The organism is Novosphingobium album (ex Hu et al. 2023) (genome assembly GCF_022832385.1).
GTDB lineage: Bacteria > Pseudomonadota > Alphaproteobacteria > Sphingomonadales > Sphingomonadaceae > Novosphingobium > Novosphingobium album.
The window spans coordinates 141,084-160,626 of record NZ_JALHLE010000018.1; the positions used below are offsets into that span (position 1 = coordinate 141,084).

Genomic DNA, 19,543 nt, shown 5'->3' on the forward strand with positions numbered 1-19,543 from the left:
AGTTGCGGCGATGCAGCGCAGAGCCCCGGCCGACCTGCAATGGGGTACAGTGAAGCCATTTGGCTGAGAGGCGAGGCCGTGTCTGCCGGCCGCTCGGAACAATGGCAGGAACGCGTTCCGCTACTTCCATTCATCGCAAGATCATTTGGGCAGTGGCGTCAATGAAGGTTTGCGTTCGCCGGCTTTGCCTGATTTGCGCCGTTCCAGTGCGAGAAGCACAAGCACTGTGCCTGCCAAGGCCAGCGATGCATCGATCACAACCGAACTTGCGGGGTGGGCACTCGCAAGAGCGAAGTGCCCGACACCGGTAGCAAAAAGCCCGCAGCCAAGGGCCGCGCGCTGGCGCCGCAAGGTGGGTTCACCCGGCCGGACCGCTGCCAGCAGGCAACAGAGCATGAGTATCCCCCAGAATACCGGGACTAGCGGAGCCTGGGCACCTGCGAATGTGCGCAACCAATAGACGAGGACGATCGCCATAGGGCTGCCCCAGATGACTGCGCCCCACATCGCTTCGAGCCTTGGTGAAGGATAGCCGCGCGAGCGGCGCTTCATCAGCCAGAGAGTTGTGCCGGTGGAGATGACCGCGCACAGGGCAAGTCCGAAGACGAAATAGGCAAGCACGACCGGCGCGCCGCCGAAGGTGCCGAAGTGCAGTTTGTAGATCGAGGCGATCGCTTGCCTGCCGCTTGGTCCGTCGGAAAGGCCAACGTGCCCCAGATACTGCCCCTGACCGTCGAACAGATAGGTTTCACCGTAGATCAGGCGGCGGTCGTGGCTGGCGAGCACTTCTATGCGCTGGCCGGTGGTGCCGGGATCCTCGACGGTCACGTAGGTGACGCGATGCTGCGGTTGATGTTCTGCCATCCAGGCAAGAGCGCGATCGGCACGGGCCATGGGCGCCGGCCGGGTATCGGCCTTGGGTTCCGCGCCGAACAGCGGGGCATAAGAGGCCTCGAATTCGCCCTGATAGCGTTCCTGCGCGATACCGAGAAAGACCAGTTCTCCAAGGCCCAGGATCGCGCCGGTAAATCCAAGGACTGCAACGAAGGGAAGCAGCCAGACGCCGAAGCGATTGTGCAGGTCCGAGCGGCTCAGTTGCGGCCGTCCGCGCAACCGCATGCGGAAGGCGTCGCGAAAGATGCGCGGATGGGCCAGCACCCCTGTCACGGTCGCGCCGCAGAGCATTACTCCCAGCGTGCCGGTGGCCAGAAGCCCCCAGAACTGCGGCAGGTTCAGGTAATAATGGAGGAACAGGACGAATTCCGTCCAGACGTGCGCTTCCGGCGCGTCGTAGTTGCCGGATGCATCGACATAGGCCGCGCCATTGTCCGTGGTGATGACGACGCGCGGCAGGCCATCCGTCGGCAGGTGGATGAAGGCATGGGTGGTTGGCTTGCCCTGCCGCGCGACGATGCTTTCCAGAGCGTGTTGCGCAGCGATGGGGCTGATGGAAGGCATCTCTGCGGCGGCCGGTTCCTCCCAGCGCTGCAGATATTCCTGGAGAACGGCCAAGGCGCCGGACAAGCACACGAGATAGAGCGCTGCACTGATCAGCAGGCCGATCGCGGCATGGCCTGACAGGGCTCGCCTTACGAGTGCTCCGGCCCGTTTTATACCGTCAGCCATACGATGCTTCCCAGAATCAGAGCCGCGAGGGGCGCCATGGCCATTGCGGCCAGCCGGGTGCAGATCATCTGCCAGCTTGCTGCGGCAAGCCACAGCAACGGGCAGAGGAACAGCGCCAGTGCCGTGGTGTTGGCTTCGCTGATGCCTGCACGGAACAGGGCCCGCTGCACTGTCCATGCAAGCCACAGCGAAGCAGCAAGATCGAGCACCACGACAATCCCGAAGACGCCCAGACGACGGCAGGCATCTGGCCAGCTGACCGGTACGGGCGGAAGCGGAAGCGCAACCCTGTCCCGCGTCGTGCACCCTGGCGGAGGCGTGGTCAGCGCAGCGTGGGCCAGTACCAGCGAGGCGCTGGCCATGGTGGCTGTCGTGCCTGCCGCGAGGCCCCAGGCCCCTTCACCGGACATCAGCGTGATGGCGGCAGAGGCCATGGCCACCCATGCCATAATCACGGGCGGGCGCCTGTATTGCCATCCGTATCGCAGCAGCCATGGTCCGGACGCGCACAACAGCAATGCACCGGTGAGGGCGAGCACGGTCATGGTCAGAAGTTTACGCCGATCGTGCCGCTGACCGTGCGGGGCGCCCCGTAATAGGCCTGATCCCATTGCAGACTGGACCAGTACTTCACGTTGGTCACGTTATCGGCGTTCAGCGACAGAGATACATTCTTGAGTACTTGGTAGCGGGCCATCAGATCGACGATGGCGTAGCCCTTCTGCCTCACCACGGCGTCTTCGCCATCGGCGGTGAAGGCCTCGAAAACGTGATGGATCTTGCTCTGGTAGCGCGCGGATACGCCCATGCGCAGCTTGTCAAACGAGGGCGGAGAATAGATCGCGCTGACTCTCACCGTGTGGCGCGGGATGAAGGTGCGCGCGGCATTGCCTTCATCGTCCTCGATATGCGCATAGGCGTAGCCGCCCGTGAGCTGCAGGCCCGGCATGGCTTCACCCGCGATATCAACCTCGACGCCCTTCGATGCGGCATCGACGCCTTCGTAGAGGGTCTGGCCCAGCGTCGCGTCAAATCCGAGCGATTCGGCTACATTCTTCTGATTGGTCTTGAACAGCGCGATGCCCGCGGTCAGCTTGCCGCTGTTCCATTCGCCTTTGAGACCGGCTTCGAATGTATTTCCTTCGAGAGGGTCGAGGACCGAGCCGTTCTGGTCCAGGTAGACTTGCGGACTGAAGATCGTGGCATAGCTGGCATAAGCGGTAAGGTTGCCGGTCAGGTCGAAGGTCAGGCCAGCAAAGGGAAGGAATTTGGTGCGGTCGAAGGCGTAAGGTGTGCTGTAGGAGGTGCCGGTGCGCTCGGCGTGGGTCACGTTTCCGCCGAGCATGACCTTGACCGGATCGGCCAGTGACAGACGCAGGAGGCCATAAGCGCTCGTGATCCTGGTGGTGTAGTCGGCGCGCAGTGAGTAGGCGCTCCAGTCCGGGTACGGGAACGTGCCTGAAAATGCCGTGCTGCCGGGAAGCGAAACGCCGATCGCGCTGGCGTCTGTCGCCTCGCTTTCGGTCAGATCGGACCGGCCGTAGTTTACCCCCAGAACCACGTCGTGCTCACGCCCGGCAAGGCGCAGCTTGCCGGTCACGTGGGCATCGATCGTCGTCTCGCGCAGGCTGTCGAGATAGGCTCCGGGATAGGAATAGAGGCCAAGACCGGTTTCCTGATCCTGTGCACCATAGACATAGAACAGCTTGGCGTCCTGATCGCGTGCCCGGCGCAGGACCGAGACCTTGGCTTGCCAGCCGCCGCCGAAATCATGGACTATGTCGGAAAAGAAGTTGCGGTCGATCGTATCCCAGCGCGACCACGGCTGCGCGGTATTGGCAGAGCGCGAATAGCTGGTGGTCGAGCCATCGGCATAGAGGAATGGCAGCGCGCCCCAGCTTGCGCCGCGCGGATCGGTCTCCTGCCAGGAATAGCCTGCGGTAAGAACCGTGTCCGGGCCAAGGTCTGCGGCGGCGGCACCGTAAAGGGTCAGGCGCGAGCTGTGGTAGTAGTCGAGATGAGAGTCCCCGCTGTCATAGGCGCCCACGAAGCGTGTGCGGATGCTGCCGTCGCTGGTGAGCGGGGTGTTGACGTCTACATCGCCGCGGATGTGATCGAACGAGCCGTAGCTCAGCGTGGCATAACCGCCAAGTTCAGTGGTTGGCCGCTTTCGGACGAAGTTGATGGCGGCGGAGGGATTGCCGGTCATCGACAGCAGACCGGTGGCACCGCGCACCACTTCCACCCGGTCGAACAGGGCGGTGTCGATCTGTCCGGTCTGGAGGCCATAGCTGAGCGGCTGGCCGATACCGTCGAACTGGAAGTTGACGATGTCGAATCCGCGGGCGTTGTAGTAGGTGCGGTCCGTTTCCGAGCTTTCGACGTTCACGCCGGTCGTCTGGCGCAGGATGTCATCCACGGTATCGAGTTGAAAGTCCTCGATCTGGGCGCGGGTCACGATGCTCACGGCCTGCGGTGTCTCGCGCAGGGAAAGGTCGAGGCGCGCTGTCGAGCCTTGACCCTTGATCACGTAGTCGTCGGGAATGGCGCCAGTAACGACGATCTCGCCATTCCGGAGTTGAGGTCCTGAATCTGCAGCATGGGCTGCGCCAACTGCAAACTCCCCGGCCAGTAGTGCCACTGCTGCCATGGAGCCGCGCCGCAACAGGACAGGGCGCCAATTCCTCGGAAGCGAAGTGGGCTGGGCTAAGTGCATTGACGGCTCCTATGATGCTAACGCGAATCACTCGCAATAATAGTGCTCTCATAAGGGCGTCGAACCTTATCAATCAATAGAGGGGTGGCATTTTCCGGAATTCGGCAGTGTCTGAAATGGAAACGGGCTCGTCCGCAGACCCGGGTGAGACCCTGCCCGGGCCGAAGGCAAATGTGTTGCCCTCGTCATGGGGCGACCCAAGTTCCGATGTTGGCTTTTCCGCGTGCTTTCGCGCGCTCAGGCTTTTCCTGGAGCGGCTTGTTCGCTGCGATTCAATGCTCAACGGAAGACGCGTGGCCTACCGCTTTCGGCAAGCGGGACGGACACGCTGAACAGCCGCCATGCGGCGCCAGCGCTCACATGTTGCTGTCCGCCGGTTACCAGCCCCCGCCAAGAGCGAGAAAAACTGCGATCTGCCGGTCGACCAGTTCGGACTGAGCGGCAGCGTAGTTCACCTGTGCTGTTGCAAGTGCGCCTTGCGCGCTCAGCAATGAAAGAAAATCGCTTCGGCCGAAGTGGAAGAGTTTGCCGGCCTGGTCCGCCGAGACTTGTGCGCTGGCGGCAGCCCTGCGCAGCGCCTCGGTTCTTTCGCGGCCGCGGGCGTAGGTTTCCAGTGCAACTTCGGTGCCGCGCAGGGCTTCCAGCACCACGCTGTCGAAATGGGCGAGATCGGCCTCGGTCTGCGCGTTGGCCGCATCGATCCGGGCCTTGATTACGGGACGGTTGGGAAAGCTCCAGCTCAGTAGCGGGCCAAGGCTGAAACCGAAGCTGTGCGAGGACCCGATGTCCGCCAATTGACCGCCGTTGACGAGGCCACCACCAATGCTCACCTGGGGATAGAGGTCGGCCATGGCGACGCCGATGCGGGCCGTGGAGGCAGCCAGCGTGCGTTCGGCTTGACGGATGCCGGGGCGCCGCCGGATCAGCGCGGTACCGTCTCCCACCGGCATTGGCAGTGGCAGGCGCGGCAATGTTGCGCAGTCCTCCACATCGTGCGGATAGTCGGCAGGTGGACGGCCAAGCAGTGCAGCGAGCAGGTACAGCCCGTTACGGCGCGCTGCCATGAGTGCGGGCAGGCTGGCCTTGCTCGTCTCCACAGCGGTGCCGGCGCGGCTGACGTCGAACGCGGTGCCGCGTCCGCCTTTCTGAAGGCGCTGCGTGGCGTCCAGCGTTTCCTGCTGGAGTACGATGACCTTTTCGACCGTGGCGATCTGGTAATTGGCCGCGCAGACGCCGGCATAGGCTCGCGCTGTGGAGGCGGCGACGCTGATGCGCACGGCATCGCGTGCAGCCGCCACCGCATCCCGGTCCGCTTCGCTCGCTTCGATGGCGCGACGCAATTTGCCCTTGAGGTCGAGTGGATAGGACAAGCTCAGGCCGAGGCCGTAGGTTATCACGCCCGGCAGGTTCGTACCGGCCGAATCCGTCGAATAGTCGCGTTCGATGCCGGCGTCGGCGTGGGCAGTGGTCGAAAGCGAGCGCTGCCCCGCGGCTTCCCGCACCAATGCATCCGCACGGCGCAAGTTGGCGTCGGCCTCACGCAAGTCGGCATTGGCCGAAAGGGCCTGTCCGATCAACGCGTCGAGCCGGGGGTCCTCGTAGAGATGCCACCAGCGGTCGGGCAGCGCCTCGCTCTCAAAGGCCGGGCCCTGGGCGGAGAGGAACCGGCCCTGTGCGGACGGCGCGCGGGCTGCGGCATCCTTTTGCAGAACATAGTCCGGACCGGCGGCGGCGCACCCGGAGAGCGTTAGTGCCAATGCCAGTGTCGCGACCGGCAGCAGAGACGGGGCACGCATCACCGGGCCTTCTCCTTCGACTGCGCGCTCTTCGCCGCTTCGGCATCGACTGTCACGGTCGCAGTGCGACCCGGGATCAGGCGCACGCCCTGAGGCACGTCCGTCAGCTTCACGCGCACCGGGATACGCTGGGCAAGACGAACCCACGAAAAGGTCGCTTCGACATCGGGCAGGAGATTGCCCGAGGTGCCGCGGGAATCGTCATTGATGCCGGCCGCGATGCTTTCCACCCGGCCATGCAGGGCCTGGTCTTCGCCCATCAGCTTGACGGTCACGGGCGCGCCCACGTGGATCAGCGGCAGTTTGGTTTCCTCGAAATAGCCTTCGACACGCAGCGAGGCGGTATCGACAAGCGCCATCGCCTGGTTTCCGGCGGCAAGGTAATCGCCCGGATGCAGGTCGAGGTTGGTAACGGTTCCATCGACGGAGGCGCGCACTTGCGTACGCTTCAGGTTGAGCAGTGCCCCATCGAGGGCACTGCGCGTTTCCGCCAGTGCAGCCTCCGCCGTGGAGACCCGCGCCTCGTCCTGTTCGCGGGTTTCGGCGGCAACCAGATCGCCCAATGCGCGGTCGCGGCCAGCCTCGCGGCGGGCTTGTCCCAGCGTAGCCCTGGCGCTTGCGACTGCGGCGCGAGCCTGCTCCACCGCCAGTGTGTAGCGCGGCCTGTCCAGTACGAAGAGAAGATCGCCTGCCTTCACGGTCTGGTTGTCATGCACTGCGACGGACGTGACGAGGCCGGAAATGTCCGGCGTCACGCGCACGATGTCGGCGCGCACCCGACCGTCGCGCGTCCAGGGACGGTGTTCGTAGTGGTTCCACATCCAGACCGCCACGGCAGTGGCAATGAGCACAATGACGATCGTGGCGGCGCTGCGGTCGAAGCGGGCAAGAATGTTCTTCATGGGGCGAAACCGAAATGAGGGGCGAGGAAGGCAACGGCACCGAAAACGATGACGTAAAGCGCCAGGTCGACAAGCGCGCGGTAGGCGACGAAACGGTAAAGGCCGACGCGGTCGGCCAGCCGCATCAACAGCAAGGTGCAGACCGAGGCGATCACGCCGAAGACAAGCAGTGTCGGCAGGAAAACGCCGTGGATCGCGAATTCTCCGTTCATGACGGGTCTCCGGGGCTGGCCGGACTGCCCGTGAACGGTGCGGCATCGGCGAAAAGGGTGCGACGCAAAGTGACGAGCGGCAAGATGGCCTGGCGCCTGAATATTGCCCGCGCATCGCCGTTGAACCGGCGCAACGCGGCATCGATGCCGGCAAGCAGCTCTGGATCGGGCGGCGGTGGTTTGTGCGGGACCAGGCGCCGGTAGTATTCCCCGACTGCCGCGAGCACGCGCGTTACCGCCTCTTGCCTTGCGGGATCGATCCCGTTGCGCAGCACGCGCAGTTCACCGATGGCAACTCCGATGCGCAAGTCCCGCAGGATATCGTAGAGCGGCTCGCCGGCAAGTTTCCCGGTGGCGGCAAGGCGCGGACCGAGCAAGGCATGCCGGTCCAGCATGCGGGAGATCCAGGCCTGCACATTGGGCGGATCCCAGCGGTTGCTGCGTTCGGCAAGATCCTGCCAGCCCGCTCGCAAGGTTCGCGCGATGGCATGTTCGATACCCGCCGTTTGCAGAATCCGGATCATGATCCCCGCAAACAGGATCGCGGCCAGCGTGGCGATCTGGCTGTTCAGGAAGGTGGCGAAATTGGCGGGAATGCCGGGGCCAAGATCAGTTCCGTACTTTTCCGAGATAATGAAGGGACCGCCCACGCCCAGAAGTGCAGGAAGCGCAATGCCGATATAGCGCGGCACACTCAGCAAGGCCCCCAGGATCAGCAGGACGGGGGCAAGGGACAGGGCCATTTCGGGAAAGCCATCGAGCTCTGGCAAGATGACGAAACCGTAGAGCGTGCCCAGCAGCATCGCGATCACGGAGCCCTTGAAGAACCCGACGACCGGTGGCAGCGAATTGTCCATCGCTGCAAAGAGTGCGGGAAAGACCGACGCGAGCATGACGAACGTGCCGCCTTCCGGCCAGCCGCTGAAGTACCACAATGTGCAGCCGATGATCACCGTCAGCGCCGCTCCGGCCGCGCCGCGCAGCGCGCCGCTGGTGTCGCGATGCAGCGGCCGCTCGCCGATCGCGGTGAGGAGTCCGGGGATGCGCGGCGAGACGGGGCGACGGTCTTGTGTTGCCAACTGGGCTTTCAGGACCCGGCAGTCGACATGTGCCTCGATCAGGCTGTTCAGGCGGGCGAGCAGGCTCATGTGCAGCAGGGCGGACCAGCCGCTGTCCGCATCTATTTCCGGTTCCAGCGCGGCGCATTTGGCGGTCAGGGCTGCGCCTGTCTCCTCAATGCGCACCAGATCATCGTCCAGCCTATCCACCCATTCGCGCGCCTCGTGAAGTAGCTGGACGGTGCTTTCCGGCAATCTGTCGTGCGCGCGCAAGGCGGCGATCCGGTCGGCAATGGCCGCGCCCAGCGGCATCAGCTTGGCCAGTTCGTGCTCGAGCGCCCTGACCACGGAAATCCGTGGTGCGGGGCCACCAGTGTCGAAAGGCAAGTGAACGGAAAGCTGGTGCAGTTCGGTGACGTCCTGTGCCAGCCGGCGCCGTTCCGCGTCGACGCCGGGACGGGGCTCGAGCCCGAGCGTTTCGTGGCTCCAGATTTCGGCATCGCGCACGATCCCCTGCGTCCGGGACCGCAGAAACCGGGTCACGGAGTTGGGCAGCACGACCCCGTGCACCAGCGCGGAGCAGATGATGCCTATGGCGATTTCCTGCACGCGCAGGGCCGCCACGTCGAAGATATGCGCGGGCGCATCGACAATCGGCCATACGATCAGGCCTGCCGTGTATCCGGCCAGAACGAACATGTACGAGGTCGGCGTCCGGTCGAGCAGCGACAGGAACACGCACAGACCCAGCCACCCGGCCATGACCGCTGTCATGACCACCGGGCTCTGGATGACCGGCGGGATGGCAAAAACCACGAAGGCTGCCCCTGCAACCGAACCGATAAGCCGGAAAATCGCGCCCGAAACAACGGCGCCTGCCAGCGGTCCCGAGACGATATAGGCCGTCAGGAAAGCCCAATAAGGTCGTTCCAGCCCGATCGAAAACGCGACGAACGTCGCCAGCATGGCCGCCGCATAGCACTTGAGGCTGAACACGGCGGCGTCGATCCCCCATCGCTGCATCATGGGCGGGGGCACTTTTCGGCAATGCGGGCAGCGACACGTTCGAGAACATTCAGCGTCGTCTGCAGGTCCTCACTGCTCACGTCATGCAGCAATTCGTGACGCAGTTCGATCAGGCGGGTATCGATCAGCCGTGCCAGCCGCCTGCCGTCGGCGGTCAGCCGCAGGGCTTTTGCGCGCCCGTCTCCGGGGTCGGCCTCACGGCAGACGAGACCGACCCTTTCCAGGTGCTGGAGAGTGCGCACAAGCGAGGCTTCGGTGATGCCGATCTCTCTTGCCAGATCGGACTGGCGCACGCCGTCACCAAGTCGTTCAAGGTGCAGCAAAGCATACCCGGTGGAGTTCGATATCTCCAAAGAGGCCAGGACGCGATCCGCCAGCTGCCGCCATGATCGTGCCAGGCCAAGGATTTGCCCTGGCAGGGCATCATAGAGGGAATCGCGATCTGGCATAAGTAATTAGTTAGCGTGCTAACTATATATCGCAAGGCAATGTCAGTTGCGTTTTTCGACGCAAAGATCCCCCGGAACGCAACCGTTCAGGCGGAGCGGCGGTTGGCAATGATTCCCGCGATCCGCTTCCCTCGCCGGCTGGCGGCTGAATGTGAACTCGGGTGAACGCTCGCGGCCTGACTAGCGCTAAATACCATGGATTTTTTGGGGGTACGTCCAGACAGAAACGAACGTTGCTGAACCGGAAATTGGAGTGGGTGAAGGGGATTTAATTCCGCTATTTTTATAACGTTATATCAATGGGTTGTAAAATCCAACTACAGCTAAAAGGCCCCCCGGCCAATCCCCGGAATCTTTTGGCTGTAGTTGGATTGCCGCGGACTGGGATGGCTATGATTCGGATGGAGCCGTGATCTCATGGGAAGATAACCAGAAGTCTGTCGAGATGAAAAAGCACTTCTCACTGCCATAGCCCCTGCTTGACGGTCCGGTTCCATTTCCTGCAAGCGCCCTTCGTTCACGAACCTGGCGGAATGCAAGGGGGGCTGGCTTTGGGACACTCCGGAGCGGCAGGTTACAGTCACACAAATTGAATAGCGGACATTGGGCTGAGTCGGTGTCGGCTTCTGAGTCCGACCCTTAGTGGACGCTCGCGGTCACATTTCGTCATTCCGAAAACGGCCATATTTTCCGCTGTGCCTTCCGAATGCCTCGAGCAATCCTCGGCTAGCTGGTCGGCTGCTTTACGATGGCCGGTGGTAGCCATTGGCCGGTCTGAATACTATCGTCAGGCCCGTAGAGGCGCATCATCAAATAGAATTTGCTCTCGGGAGCCGGCAGCCAGAGAGCGCCAGCGTCCCTTGGCCGGCCGCTCGAGATGACGATGTCCCGCAATGTGCCATCTGCCCGGGCCAGTTCAGGGGTGCGGTTACCGACAGAGTAGCGGTCGACCGGATTGGCAACCATGGTTCCTGAGTCGTCATACAGCGTGATCGACCAGAAATAGCGGACCGGCGGTGGCGCATCGAAGTGGATGCGGTAGCGACTGTGACCGTCCAGGGGAACGCCATCGGCGGACGTGCGCGCAATCGGGTAGATGGCCTCTTCCGGTACCGTCACGAATATCTGGTCCTTGGCGATGGCGGCGCGAAGCAGCCAGTCGGTGCCGAAGCGCGGACCGGACAGGTTGACGCTCCACCCCCCCGTCAAAATCCCGAAGCCTTGCGCCGCATGCGTGGCGATTTCCTCGCCATCGATCATGCCCTGTTCGATGGCCCTGCCGCGTATTTCCGCAGGCCATTGATCCGCTTGAGCGGCCTTCAGCAGTGGAGCGAGACGCAACGCCATGGCGTGATCCTGTGGCGACAAGTCCATGTCCGCGATGGCCACAGCGAGCTGACGTAAAAATGCGCGCCCGTCATTTCCGGCAGGCCATTGGCGCTGGACGGGAGGATCGCCGACGGGTTCAAGCGTTCCATCGGCACGGTAGCGCTGTACGGTTATGGCATCCTGCAACGCGTGAACCTTTGGCAGGTCATCGGCGGAACGGATCAAGGTTCTGCCCCAGAGGTGAAGATACCGATCGCCGCTGCTGATTTCGATCATGCCGACAGGAATTGGTCCCTGATAGTCTGCCGCATGCAGGAACAGTTGGGGCAGCTTCGGTCCATGCGTTCGGCTGCCATAGGATGCCGAGGTCGAACTGTCCGGGTGCGCTACCGAAAAGGTATAATAGCGGTCTCCGAAATTCGGCGTGGTAACGACGAAGGGCCCGCTTTGAAGGTCAAAGGTGGCGTTGCTGTATAGCGTATCGTTGTTGGGGCCGACGCCGGACTTGTTGACCGGATCGGCCAGCACCCGTCCGTGCCCGAAGCGGTTGAGCGCTGCGCCTGCCACTGAGGGGGGGCGGGAGGCAAGCGGATCGTCGGGCTTTGTGAAGAAGACCCGGATCTTGGCTGAATCGACAAAGGGCTTGCCCCAGATGTAGGCCATGACCGCCAGCGAATAGGGATCGCACGCATCCTTTGCGAAGATGGCCTCGTTGGTGGTTGCGCCGGCAAGCGATTGTGGTGGCCGGCCGCAGTTACCGGATGCAGGTGCCGATGCGAAACTCGGAGCTGCCAGTAACAGCCCTGCGAGCGTGAGAAGTGTAACCTTACGCATCATGGCTTCACCTTCTGGACGGCAGGCGGCAGCCATTTTCCTTCAATCAGGGCCGGTTCGGGGCCTTGTGCCCGGATGACGAGATAAAAGGGGCCGTCCGGCGCAGGCAGCCAGTTCAGGCTCTTGCCCTTCGGCCGTTCGTGCTGGATCGCAATCGGAATGGCACCGCTCCCCGTGCGAACCAGGCCGGGAGTCCGGTCATTGATGATGTAGCGCGCGATCGGGTTCGCGGACAGTTCGCGGGTTTTTGCATCGTAGAGCGTGAGCGACCAGAAGAAGCGCGCCGGCGGAGGCGGTGCGAACGTCAGACGGTAGTCGTGCTTCCCGCCGTCCAGCGGATCGCCATCGCCGTCGGCGAAGGTATTGAACGGGTAGTTCTCGATCGAAACATTGGCGCCCGTTCCCAGGGTGTTGATCGCTGCGCGGTAGAAGTAGTTATAGCCGTATGCTCCGGTATCGGCGGGCATTTTCCAGGTGGCGGCGGGGTATCCACTTAGCCGGCTCGAATTGTCCAGCGCCTCCAGTGCGGCCGCGTGGCCCGCCTTGATACCGGCCACAAGATCCGGGTCCGCGAAGGCCTTGTCGATCGCCTCCGGCCCCAATCCGACACCGATCGCGCGGTAACGATGAACGAGTGCCGTTTCCGTGACGGGATAGCCGGCATTGCGCACGATCCAGTCGAGCACGCGGAGGTACTGTTCAGCGCTCGAACCAGCAGGGGCGGGGAAAGACTCTTGCTGGCCATCCGGTTGTGACAGCGGCTGCAGCGTAAAACCGTTCTGGACCTGTCTGGCGCGCGCAGGGTTGCTCAAGTCCTTTGCTAGAACCCGCATGAGGATCCAGCAATAAGGCGTGGTTACGGTGAATTTCTCAACACCGTCGGGGAGGCTACCCTCCCAGCCCAGCGGAACAATCGCGTATTTGCCCGGGCCGAATCCACGCGTACGCGCGCTGATGTTCGATGAATTCCCATAGATGTCGAGGAAGTTGACCGTAAAGTAGGTCGTTCCTGCGTCGGGTACACTCAGAACTACTGGACCATGGCTGAGATCGAGCCAGGCATTCGAATAGAGCGTGTCCGCATTCGGCGTCTTGAAGGGAGCGTATCCTGGACGGGCCAGGTTGCGGTCATGGGCGAACCGGTTGAATCCCGTGAAGGACGCGTCGGCCGTGTCCAGCGCCTGCGAATACATCTGCGCGTATTCCAGCACGGCGCTCGTGCCGTAGATGGTGGCGTCATAGGCCAGGTTTCTGGCGTATGTCTCCCGGCTCGATCCCGGTGCGGGAAGCAGGTCCGGCCTTGTCGGCCAGGCAAACTGGTCTGCCTGAGAAGGCGCGTAAGCCTTTCGGGTGTCCGGCGACGCGTCCTGAGCGAGCCCGCCCGACGCGCTGGCGAGTCCCAATACGAGCGCACACGCCGTCAAACGTGGTCTGACCATGATTCGTTCCTTTCCCAAACGTCAATGAAGACATATATCTTAATTTGGGTCTAGAAGAACGAACGCGGCGAGCGCACCTCTTACTTCTGATAGCGTTCCATCAAGGTTCGGCTGGGCCGGGCCTCAAGCACAGCCACGGCCATGGTCAAGGCCTCGTCGGATACCAGATCGAGGTCCAGTCGGTGTTCGGCAAAGGTCAGCCCGGCCTCCCACTGCGTGACCAGATTCAGGAACAGAAGGGTGGCTGCGGTAAGGCGCATCAGGGCAACGTCCCGGTCGAGCCAGAACAACTCGCCATAGAAGCGCTCCATCAAATCGGCGAGTGCAGGTGCCGTCTGGGCACTGTCGCCAGGGTGGCCGATCCCGGACGCGCGAAAACGGGTAAGATATTCGGATGTGAAACGAATATAGGGACGGCGACCAGCTTCGTCCGTTATATCAAGTTGTGGAATAACAAGAATTTTCATGAGACTTTCCAGATCGGGCCTGCCGCCGCGCCGATCGAGATCGTCGAGCATCCGGCGCCGGACGGGCTCCATCTGGCCCACGCGCAGCGCGAGGATCGCGGAGACGAGTTCGGTCCGGTCCTTGAAGTGATAGTGGACGGCGCTGTTGTTATTCTGACCGGCTTCGATACGGATCTGGCGTAGCGATACGGCATCGATGCCGCGTTCGCCGAAAAGGCGTTCAGCGGCAAGAATGATCTTCTCGCGCGTGTCTGCGGCAGCGGCAGAGGTGTCTGTCTGCATTTTCGGCCCGATTCTCGAAGTCATGCTGTCCTTCCTAGGGGCTGAAGCGCCTTGACCACAAGTGCGCGCGCCATCTCCATCCTGATGTTTAGGACAGGTGGATTAATCCATGCGTCTTATTGTAGGCAATACAGCAGAGGAATGGCCGGCGGCAACCGCTGGCTGCAGTTTGGGAGTGGGTTTATGAGGAATCGTCGTGCGTTCCGGGCATTGATGCTCGCGACTTGTCCGCTGGCAGCCTTAACGGCCATGCCGGCATTCGCGCAGGAGAGTGATTCCGCGCAAGGCGCAGAGACCGGCGGTGTCGAGGAAATCGTCGTGACGGCGCGTAAGCGGCAGGAAACCTCACAGGACGTGCCGGTCGCGGTTACGGCAATCTCGGCAGCGCAGATTGATCGTTACGACCTGACGAGCATCGAAAAGGTTGCTGCCAGCATGGGCCAGCTCACCGTCGGACGCAACTCGACGGGTTCGGGTGCCCAGATCACGCTGCGTGGTATCGGTACGGCCCCCAGCTCCATCGGTATCGAACAGTCCGTCGCGGTGGTCGTGGACGGGGTCTACTATGGCCAGGGGCGGATCATCAACGAGGGCTTCTTCGATGCGAGCAGCATTGAGGTGCTGAAAGGGCCGCAGGCGCTCTTTTTCGGCAAGAACGCGACGGCCGGCGTCATCAACATCGCGACCAACGATCCGGGCAATGCATTCGAGGCCAGTCTTCGTACCGGCTACGAGTTCAAGTCCGGCACTGTTTATGGTGAGGGCGTTGTCTCTACGCCGATCAATGACACCACGGGCATCCGCGTGGCCGTCCGCGGCAGTTCGATGAGCGGCGGATACTTCCGCAACGAGGGCATGGAACTCCCCTATATCACCACCGACCGCACGGTGGATCCGGCACTGGTCACCAGCCATCTGCAGCCGGTAGGACCGGTCAAGGTGTCCGGCGAAAAGGAATTCATGGGGCGTGTGACCCTCAAGAGCGAACTGACCGACAGGCTCACTGCGACACTCAAGGCCTCGTATTCGCGCACGAAGGTCAACAATCCCGCCTCCAACCGCGTCGCCTATGAGTGCGATGGCGGCGATACCTGGTTCAACACGGCACTGTCCTGCGGCAAGCGTTTCGCGGTCTACAACAACGCGATGCCTTCGGACATCGCAGCCACCATTCCCGTGGCCGGCGATGGCAGCCAGTTCAACAAGTATACGTCATGGGGCGTGACAGGCACGCTGGAATACTCTGGTGAAGCGCTCACCGTCACGTCGGTCACGAATTTCCAGAAGAACCGCAATCGTCTGTTGGTCGATGGTGATTTCGGTTCGGCCACCGCCGGGGCGACATGGGCGGTTGAAGACTCGCGCTGGCGGGCCTTCAGCTCGGAACTGCGCGCGCTGACGAGCTTTCAGTTCCCGCTGAACGTGATGATTGGCGGACTCTTCCAGGACACGCGTCGCGACTTCGTTCAGTACGTCGTCAACGGGGGTGCCGACAATCCGGCTGTTGCCGATCCCAGCTACCGCTACGCCGGGTTCGTGAAGAACTCCTTCACCGATGGCAAGACGCTGGCGGTCTACGGCCAGGCAATCCTGAAGCCGGTGGAAAGCGTCGAGATCACCGGCGGCGTGCGTTACACGCACGAAACCAAGAAGAGCGAGTTCATCCAGCCTTATGCCTCGCTGGCGTTGTTCGCACCCGGCGTGCTGGTGAGTGCGGACCAGACGTTCAACAACTGGTCGCCGGAAGCGACGATCCGATGGAAGCCGGCGGAAGGCATCAACGTCTTCGCCTCCTACAAGACGGCATACAAGTCGGGCGGTTTTTCCAATAGTGGCATCAATTCCGTCCTTGCCAGCGTCGATAATTTCACGTTCGGCCCGGAGAAGGCGGAAGGTTTCGAAGGCGGCATCAAGACGACGCTTCTGGACCGACAGCTGCGCCTCAACCTGATCGGGTACACCTACCGCTACAAGAACCTCCAGATCGACTTCTTCGACAGCTCTGTGTTTGCGTTCAACACGATCAATGCCGGTTCTGTCCGCACCAAGGGACTGGAACTGGAAGTGCAGTACGCCCCTTATGCAGTGCCGGGCCTGTCAGTGCGCGGGACACTCAACTACAATCATGCGCGCTACGAGGACTTCCTGGCACCGTGTTATGCTGGCCAGACGATCGTGCAGGGCTGCTCGCTGCCCAATCGCTATCAGGACCTCAGCGGCACCGAAACCGCGATGGCACCGGCGTGGACGGGCACGTTCGGTGTCACCTACGAAACATCGGTCACCGATTCTGCAAAGCTGAACCTGTCCGTCGATACCAAGTACAGCGACAGCTATCTGCCTTCGGGCTTCGGTAATCCCTATTCGCGCCAGAGCAGCTACCTGTCCGTCGACGCTACCGCCAAGTTGTCCTTCGCGGACCACTGGGACCTGGCGCTGATCGGCAAGAACCTCACCAACCGCTTTGTTGCCACCGGCGTCGTCGATGGTCCCGGCACCGGTTCCGGCACGGGCACGGCTGCGGGCATTCACGCCGATCAGATTGGTCTGATCAGCCTTCCGCGCAGCGTGCAACTCCAATTGACCTGGCGTTACTAACCTCCCAGCGCCACAGCCTCTGGCCTGCTCGATCATTGGGTCGGGCAGGCCATTTCTTATGTCGATATTGCGACGCATCGCTGATTGATCCCTGGATGCGCCGCGATTTTGGTCGCCCCTCTGATCTGTGCGGCTATTGCGGGAACGACTGACCTTGGTTTGATTGGAATGGAATCCGCGCGAGCGGATGTTTCGCATTCTGGGCAACCACTAACCCGCGAGCGCTTCGATTGGTCCACCAGTTCCGATCTCGCCAAATGGACATCCCGCTAGTTCCCGCCGCTGTGAACTGTGGCTGCTTCTGGCTAGTTCGAAGTTGCTAAAAACGGCGGCCGGACGGTACCGGAAAGAGAGACCGTCGCCGTGAAGCCTGCAGCGATCTTAGACAAAACAACGTGCTTCGGTGAGGTCATGAGGATGTGATCTCGCTAGGTCGACACGCGGGACCTCGCGAATTTCGGGGACTCCGCCAATACCCCGTGTGACTGAAACGGGCCGGCAGCGGAATCCGAGGTTTCTCCATTAGACGCCTTCACAGATATCGAGAAAGGCGCGGATGCCGGCAGTGAAGTACTTGGCCTTGTGTGTCATGACGTAGAAGCGACGCTGCAACTCGAGTTCGGGGACCTTGATTTCGACGAGCCGCCGCCGCGAAATGAGAGGCTGCGCTGCCACGCGAGAGAAGCAACCAATCAGCGAACTGACGGCCACCATTTCGAGGATGGCCTCTATCTGCTGGTGCTCCATGCCGATGCGCCAGCGGCTCAAGTACAGCCGCATGGCAGTGGCGAGTGTCTGCCCGGTATCCGATCCCTTTTCCCTGACAACCCATCGCTCGGTCAGGACGTCATCGATGCCCCACGCCTGTCTCCCGCCCAACGGGTGCGATGATCCACACATTGGCATCAAACCCGGTGCAGGCTCTACTCGTAGCTGGTAGAGACTTCGGGCTCAGACCACGAGCTTCGTCGCGACGCCTCCTCGCATGAGCAAGGTCGACTGCCGGGTAAGCGCCAACGGCAAGTGCCTTCTCCCTGCCATGGATCCGGTACTTTACGCGCCACAGTTTGCTGCCTGTTGGCTTGACGAGCAAATACAGGCCCTGACTGTCGCCGACTTGTACGGATTGGACTTTGGTTTTGCGTTACGAATCGCGACGTCAGTTAGTGGCATTGCCGAGCCTTTCCCGCTTGAGGCCCCCACGGTGGGGGGCTCTTTGATCCAACCGGGAGAGCAAAGCCCCAAAAGATCCCCACTTTGACGTGGATGTCGCTGGAAACAGGTGGTCCAACCCGGACAAGAAGGGGCGAAAAGTCCCCGTTTTCTGCGGGCTTTATACGATAATATGGGTGATATTTGAAGGTGAAGGGAATCACGAAAAACCCCTAAAATCGCAGATTTCTAACATTTCTGGACGGGTAATTTCACAAGATACCCCCAACCATACCCCCAAATGCGCTTGCTTGGCGCATTTGGGGGCAGCTAGAGCGCCGCCCCGCTTGCCAACCCCAAGGGCGGTGCGGAGCAGAACCGGAAATCCGCTTCGGGCGCGTTTACCGGCCCGAGAATTGCCGATTAGACCCCAGACCCCACACCGTACGCGACAAAATACAGCCGCAAAGCCAGCAATTCCGGGCGTTTCGGCACATGGCAGCTTTTCAATCAAATTTGACTTGGCTGATAAAGCGCACGTCAAATTTGACTGAAATGCGTCAACTGCGCAGGAATTTCGCCATTGTGGTAGATCGCTACCACATTTTAGACCCGATTTGAAAACGATCCACTTCTCTTGAGGGCATGCATTGTCAGGGCGCGCTTCGCTGCTGGATCAAAGTCGTCACTCGCTCAAGATTTTGCTGTACTGTCTCTGCATTGCGGGTCGCACCCGATCCGCTGTACACCCACAATGCGGCATCATAGGCTTCCACCGCGCGGGCCAGCAGGGCAAGTCCGGCCTTGCCGCCCGTACGCTCGCCTTGCTTCTTAAGAACGTTGCCGAGGTTGTTCTGGATTCCGGCCCAACTATACGGACTTGTCGCTTTGGTATAGACCCGTAACGTGGCCTCTAAGGCCTCCTCCGCGCGGACAAGAAGGACGAGTCCCGCCTCGCCGTCTAAACGCGCGGCCTGGAACATGAGCACATTACCGAGATTGTTTTGAGTCTGAGCCCATTTAACTGGGCTAGTCGCTTCAGTGCGGACCCGCAGCGCGGCCTCTAAGACCTCCTCCGCGCGGACAAAGAGTGCTAGCCCCAATGCACCGTCCTTACGCTTGCCCTGATCCTTTAACGCAATCGCGAGGTTGTTCTGGGTCTCGGCCCATTCATCCGGACTTCCCGCTTCGGTTCTGACCCGCAACGCAGCTTCGAAGGCCTTTACTGAGCGGGCTAACAGCACCTCCACCACCTCGCCGCTGGCGCGCTGCGCTTGAACCCCAAACACATTGCCGAGGTTGTTCTGGATCGCGGCCCACTGATCCGGGCTTGCCGTTTCGGTATGAACCAGCAGCGCGGCCTCATAGGCTTCCTCTGATTTAGACAGTAACGCTAGCCCCATCTTGCCGCTGGTGCGATCTCCCTGCACCCCATGCACGTTACCGAGGTTGTTCTGGGTCACGGCCCACTCTTGGCTGAGTTTCGGGTACATCGGCAGGGCGCGGTCGCGATAGAGTGTGACGGCCCGCTCCAGCGCCTCAGGGGCACCAAATCTTACACCGTATTCGTATCGATCATTAGCTGCCGCGCTGATCTGTTCCCATTGCGCCTGCTTGCCTGCTACTTCCAGCCGGGCACGCATCTCTTCTCCCGCAG

At 61.7% G+C, this 19,543-nt stretch carries 15 protein-coding genes; 1 reads left to right on the top strand and 14 read right to left on the bottom strand.

Features of this window, described 5'->3' with window-relative positions; genetic code table 11:
- Nucleotides 1-141 precede the first annotated feature (141 nt).
- The 11 genes from MTR64_RS12490 to MTR64_RS12540 all read right to left on the bottom strand — a co-directional run bounded on the left by MTR64_RS12490 (nucleotide 142) and on the right by MTR64_RS12540 (nucleotide 14,160).
- On the bottom strand, nucleotides 142-1,626 hold the full coding sequence (locus MTR64_RS12490) for a PepSY-associated TM helix domain-containing protein (protein ID WP_243994314.1): 1,485 nt from the start codon (nucleotides 1,624-1,626) through the stop codon (nucleotides 142-144).
- Nucleotides 1,611-2,081 carry a hypothetical protein gene (locus MTR64_RS12495; RefSeq protein WP_243994316.1) on the bottom strand — a complete coding sequence of 157 codons (471 nt, stop codon included), beginning with the start codon at nucleotides 2,079-2,081 and terminating at the stop codon, nucleotides 1,611-1,613. Before MTR64_RS12495 ends, MTR64_RS12490 begins: the two co-directional genes overlap by 16 nt.
- A 92-nt stretch (nucleotides 2,082-2,173) precedes the next feature.
- Nucleotides 2,174-4,276: a TonB-dependent siderophore receptor gene (locus MTR64_RS12500; protein ID WP_243994318.1), complete on the bottom strand. Its 2,103-nt coding sequence runs from the start codon at nucleotides 4,274-4,276 to the stop codon at nucleotides 2,174-2,176.
- Between the two features lie 443 nt (nucleotides 4,277-4,719).
- Nucleotides 4,720-6,138, bottom strand: coding sequence for an efflux transporter outer membrane subunit (locus tag MTR64_RS12505; RefSeq protein ID WP_243994320.1), 1,419 nt, complete (start codon nucleotides 6,136-6,138; stop codon nucleotides 4,720-4,722).
- Nucleotides 6,138-7,040, bottom strand: a complete 903-nt coding sequence (locus tag MTR64_RS12510) for an efflux RND transporter periplasmic adaptor subunit (RefSeq protein WP_243994322.1) — start codon at nucleotides 7,038-7,040, stop codon at nucleotides 6,138-6,140. The genes MTR64_RS12505 and MTR64_RS12510 overlap by 1 nt, the downstream gene beginning before the upstream one ends.
- Nucleotides 7,037-7,252, bottom strand: a complete 216-nt coding sequence (locus MTR64_RS12515) for a DUF1656 domain-containing protein (RefSeq protein WP_243994324.1) — start codon at nucleotides 7,250-7,252, stop codon at nucleotides 7,037-7,039. Before MTR64_RS12515 ends, MTR64_RS12510 begins: the two co-directional genes overlap by 4 nt.
- On the bottom strand, nucleotides 7,249-9,336 hold the full coding sequence (locus MTR64_RS12520) for an FUSC family protein (protein WP_243994326.1): 2,088 nt from the start codon (nucleotides 9,334-9,336) through the stop codon (nucleotides 7,249-7,251). The genes MTR64_RS12515 and MTR64_RS12520 overlap by 4 nt, the downstream gene beginning before the upstream one ends.
- Nucleotides 9,333-9,785, bottom strand: coding sequence for a MarR family winged helix-turn-helix transcriptional regulator (locus MTR64_RS12525; protein ID WP_243994328.1), 453 nt, complete (start codon nucleotides 9,783-9,785; stop codon nucleotides 9,333-9,335). The genes MTR64_RS12520 and MTR64_RS12525 overlap by 4 nt, the downstream gene beginning before the upstream one ends.
- A 726-nt stretch (nucleotides 9,786-10,511) precedes the next feature.
- The gene (locus MTR64_RS12530; RefSeq protein ID WP_243994331.1) at nucleotides 10,512-11,984 is read right to left on the bottom strand and encodes a DUF1254 domain-containing protein; all 1,473 of its coding nucleotides are present in this window, start codon (nucleotides 11,982-11,984) and stop codon (nucleotides 10,512-10,514) included.
- Nucleotides 11,948-13,159 carry a DUF1254 domain-containing protein gene (locus tag MTR64_RS12535; protein ID WP_243994333.1) on the bottom strand — a complete coding sequence of 404 codons (1,212 nt, stop codon included), beginning with the start codon at nucleotides 13,157-13,159 and terminating at the stop codon, nucleotides 11,948-11,950. Before MTR64_RS12535 ends, MTR64_RS12530 begins: the two co-directional genes overlap by 37 nt.
- A gap of 308 nt (nucleotides 13,160-13,467) precedes the next feature.
- Nucleotides 13,468-14,160, bottom strand: a complete 693-nt coding sequence (locus MTR64_RS12540) for a TetR family transcriptional regulator (RefSeq protein WP_243994336.1) — start codon at nucleotides 14,158-14,160, stop codon at nucleotides 13,468-13,470.
- A gap of 225 nt (nucleotides 14,161-14,385) precedes the next feature.
- On the opposite strand from MTR64_RS12540, the gene MTR64_RS12545 reads away from it, so the two are divergent.
- Nucleotides 14,386-16,734, top strand: a complete 2,349-nt coding sequence (locus MTR64_RS12545; RefSeq protein ID WP_243994338.1) for a TonB-dependent receptor — start codon at nucleotides 14,386-14,388, stop codon at nucleotides 16,732-16,734.
- A gap of 522 nt (nucleotides 16,735-17,256) precedes the next feature.
- Here the strand turns inward: MTR64_RS12545 and MTR64_RS12550 are convergent.
- From MTR64_RS12550 to MTR64_RS12560, 3 genes are all read right to left on the bottom strand, one after another.
- Nucleotides 17,257-17,640, bottom strand: coding sequence for a LysR substrate-binding domain-containing protein (locus MTR64_RS12550; RefSeq protein WP_327194272.1), 384 nt, complete (start codon nucleotides 17,638-17,640; stop codon nucleotides 17,257-17,259).
- On the bottom strand, nucleotides 17,582-17,827 hold the full coding sequence (locus MTR64_RS21480; RefSeq protein WP_327194273.1) for an Arm DNA-binding domain-containing protein: 246 nt from the start codon (nucleotides 17,825-17,827) through the stop codon (nucleotides 17,582-17,584). Before MTR64_RS21480 ends, MTR64_RS12550 begins: the two co-directional genes overlap by 59 nt.
- A 712-nt stretch (nucleotides 17,828-18,539) precedes the next feature.
- Nucleotides 18,540-19,543: tetratricopeptide repeat protein (locus MTR64_RS12560; protein WP_243994342.1), on the bottom strand; the 1,004-nt coding region annotated here is incomplete at its 5' end.

Bases quoted from the DNA above. Each gene is read 5' to 3' on its own strand.
- MTR64_RS12490 (WP_243994314.1), bottom strand. From the start codon at position 1,626: ATGGCTGACGGTATAAAACGGGCCGGAGCACTCGTAAGGCGAGCCCTG.
- MTR64_RS12500 (WP_243994318.1), bottom strand. From the start codon at position 4,276: ATGGCAGCAGTGGCACTACTGGCCGGGGAGTTTGCAGTTGGCGCAGCC.
- MTR64_RS12505 (WP_243994320.1), bottom strand. From the start codon at position 6,138: ATGCGTGCCCCGTCTCTGCTGCCGGTCGCGACACTGGCATTGGCACTA.
- MTR64_RS12510 (WP_243994322.1), bottom strand. From the start codon at position 7,040: ATGAAGAACATTCTTGCCCGCTTCGACCGCAGCGCCGCCACGATCGTC.
- MTR64_RS12515 (WP_243994324.1), bottom strand. From the start codon at position 7,252: ATGAACGGAGAATTCGCGATCCACGGCGTTTTCCTGCCGACACTGCTT.
- MTR64_RS12520 (WP_243994326.1), bottom strand. From the start codon at position 9,336: ATGATGCAGCGATGGGGGATCGACGCCGCCGTGTTCAGCCTCAAGTGC.
- MTR64_RS12525 (WP_243994328.1), bottom strand. From the start codon at position 9,785: ATGCCAGATCGCGATTCCCTCTATGATGCCCTGCCAGGGCAAATCCTT.
- MTR64_RS12530 (WP_243994331.1), bottom strand. From the start codon at position 11,984: ATGGCTGCCGCCTGCCGTCCAGAAGGTGAAGCCATGATGCGTAAGGTT.
- MTR64_RS12540 (WP_243994336.1), bottom strand. From the start codon at position 14,160: ATGACTTCGAGAATCGGGCCGAAAATGCAGACAGACACCTCTGCCGCT.
- MTR64_RS12545 (WP_243994338.1), top strand. From the start codon at position 14,386: ATGCCGGCATTCGCGCAGGAGAGTGATTCCGCGCAAGGCGCAGAGACC.
- MTR64_RS12550 (WP_327194272.1), bottom strand. From the start codon at position 17,640: ATGCCAATGTGTGGATCATCGCACCCGTTGGGCGGGAGACAGGCGTGG.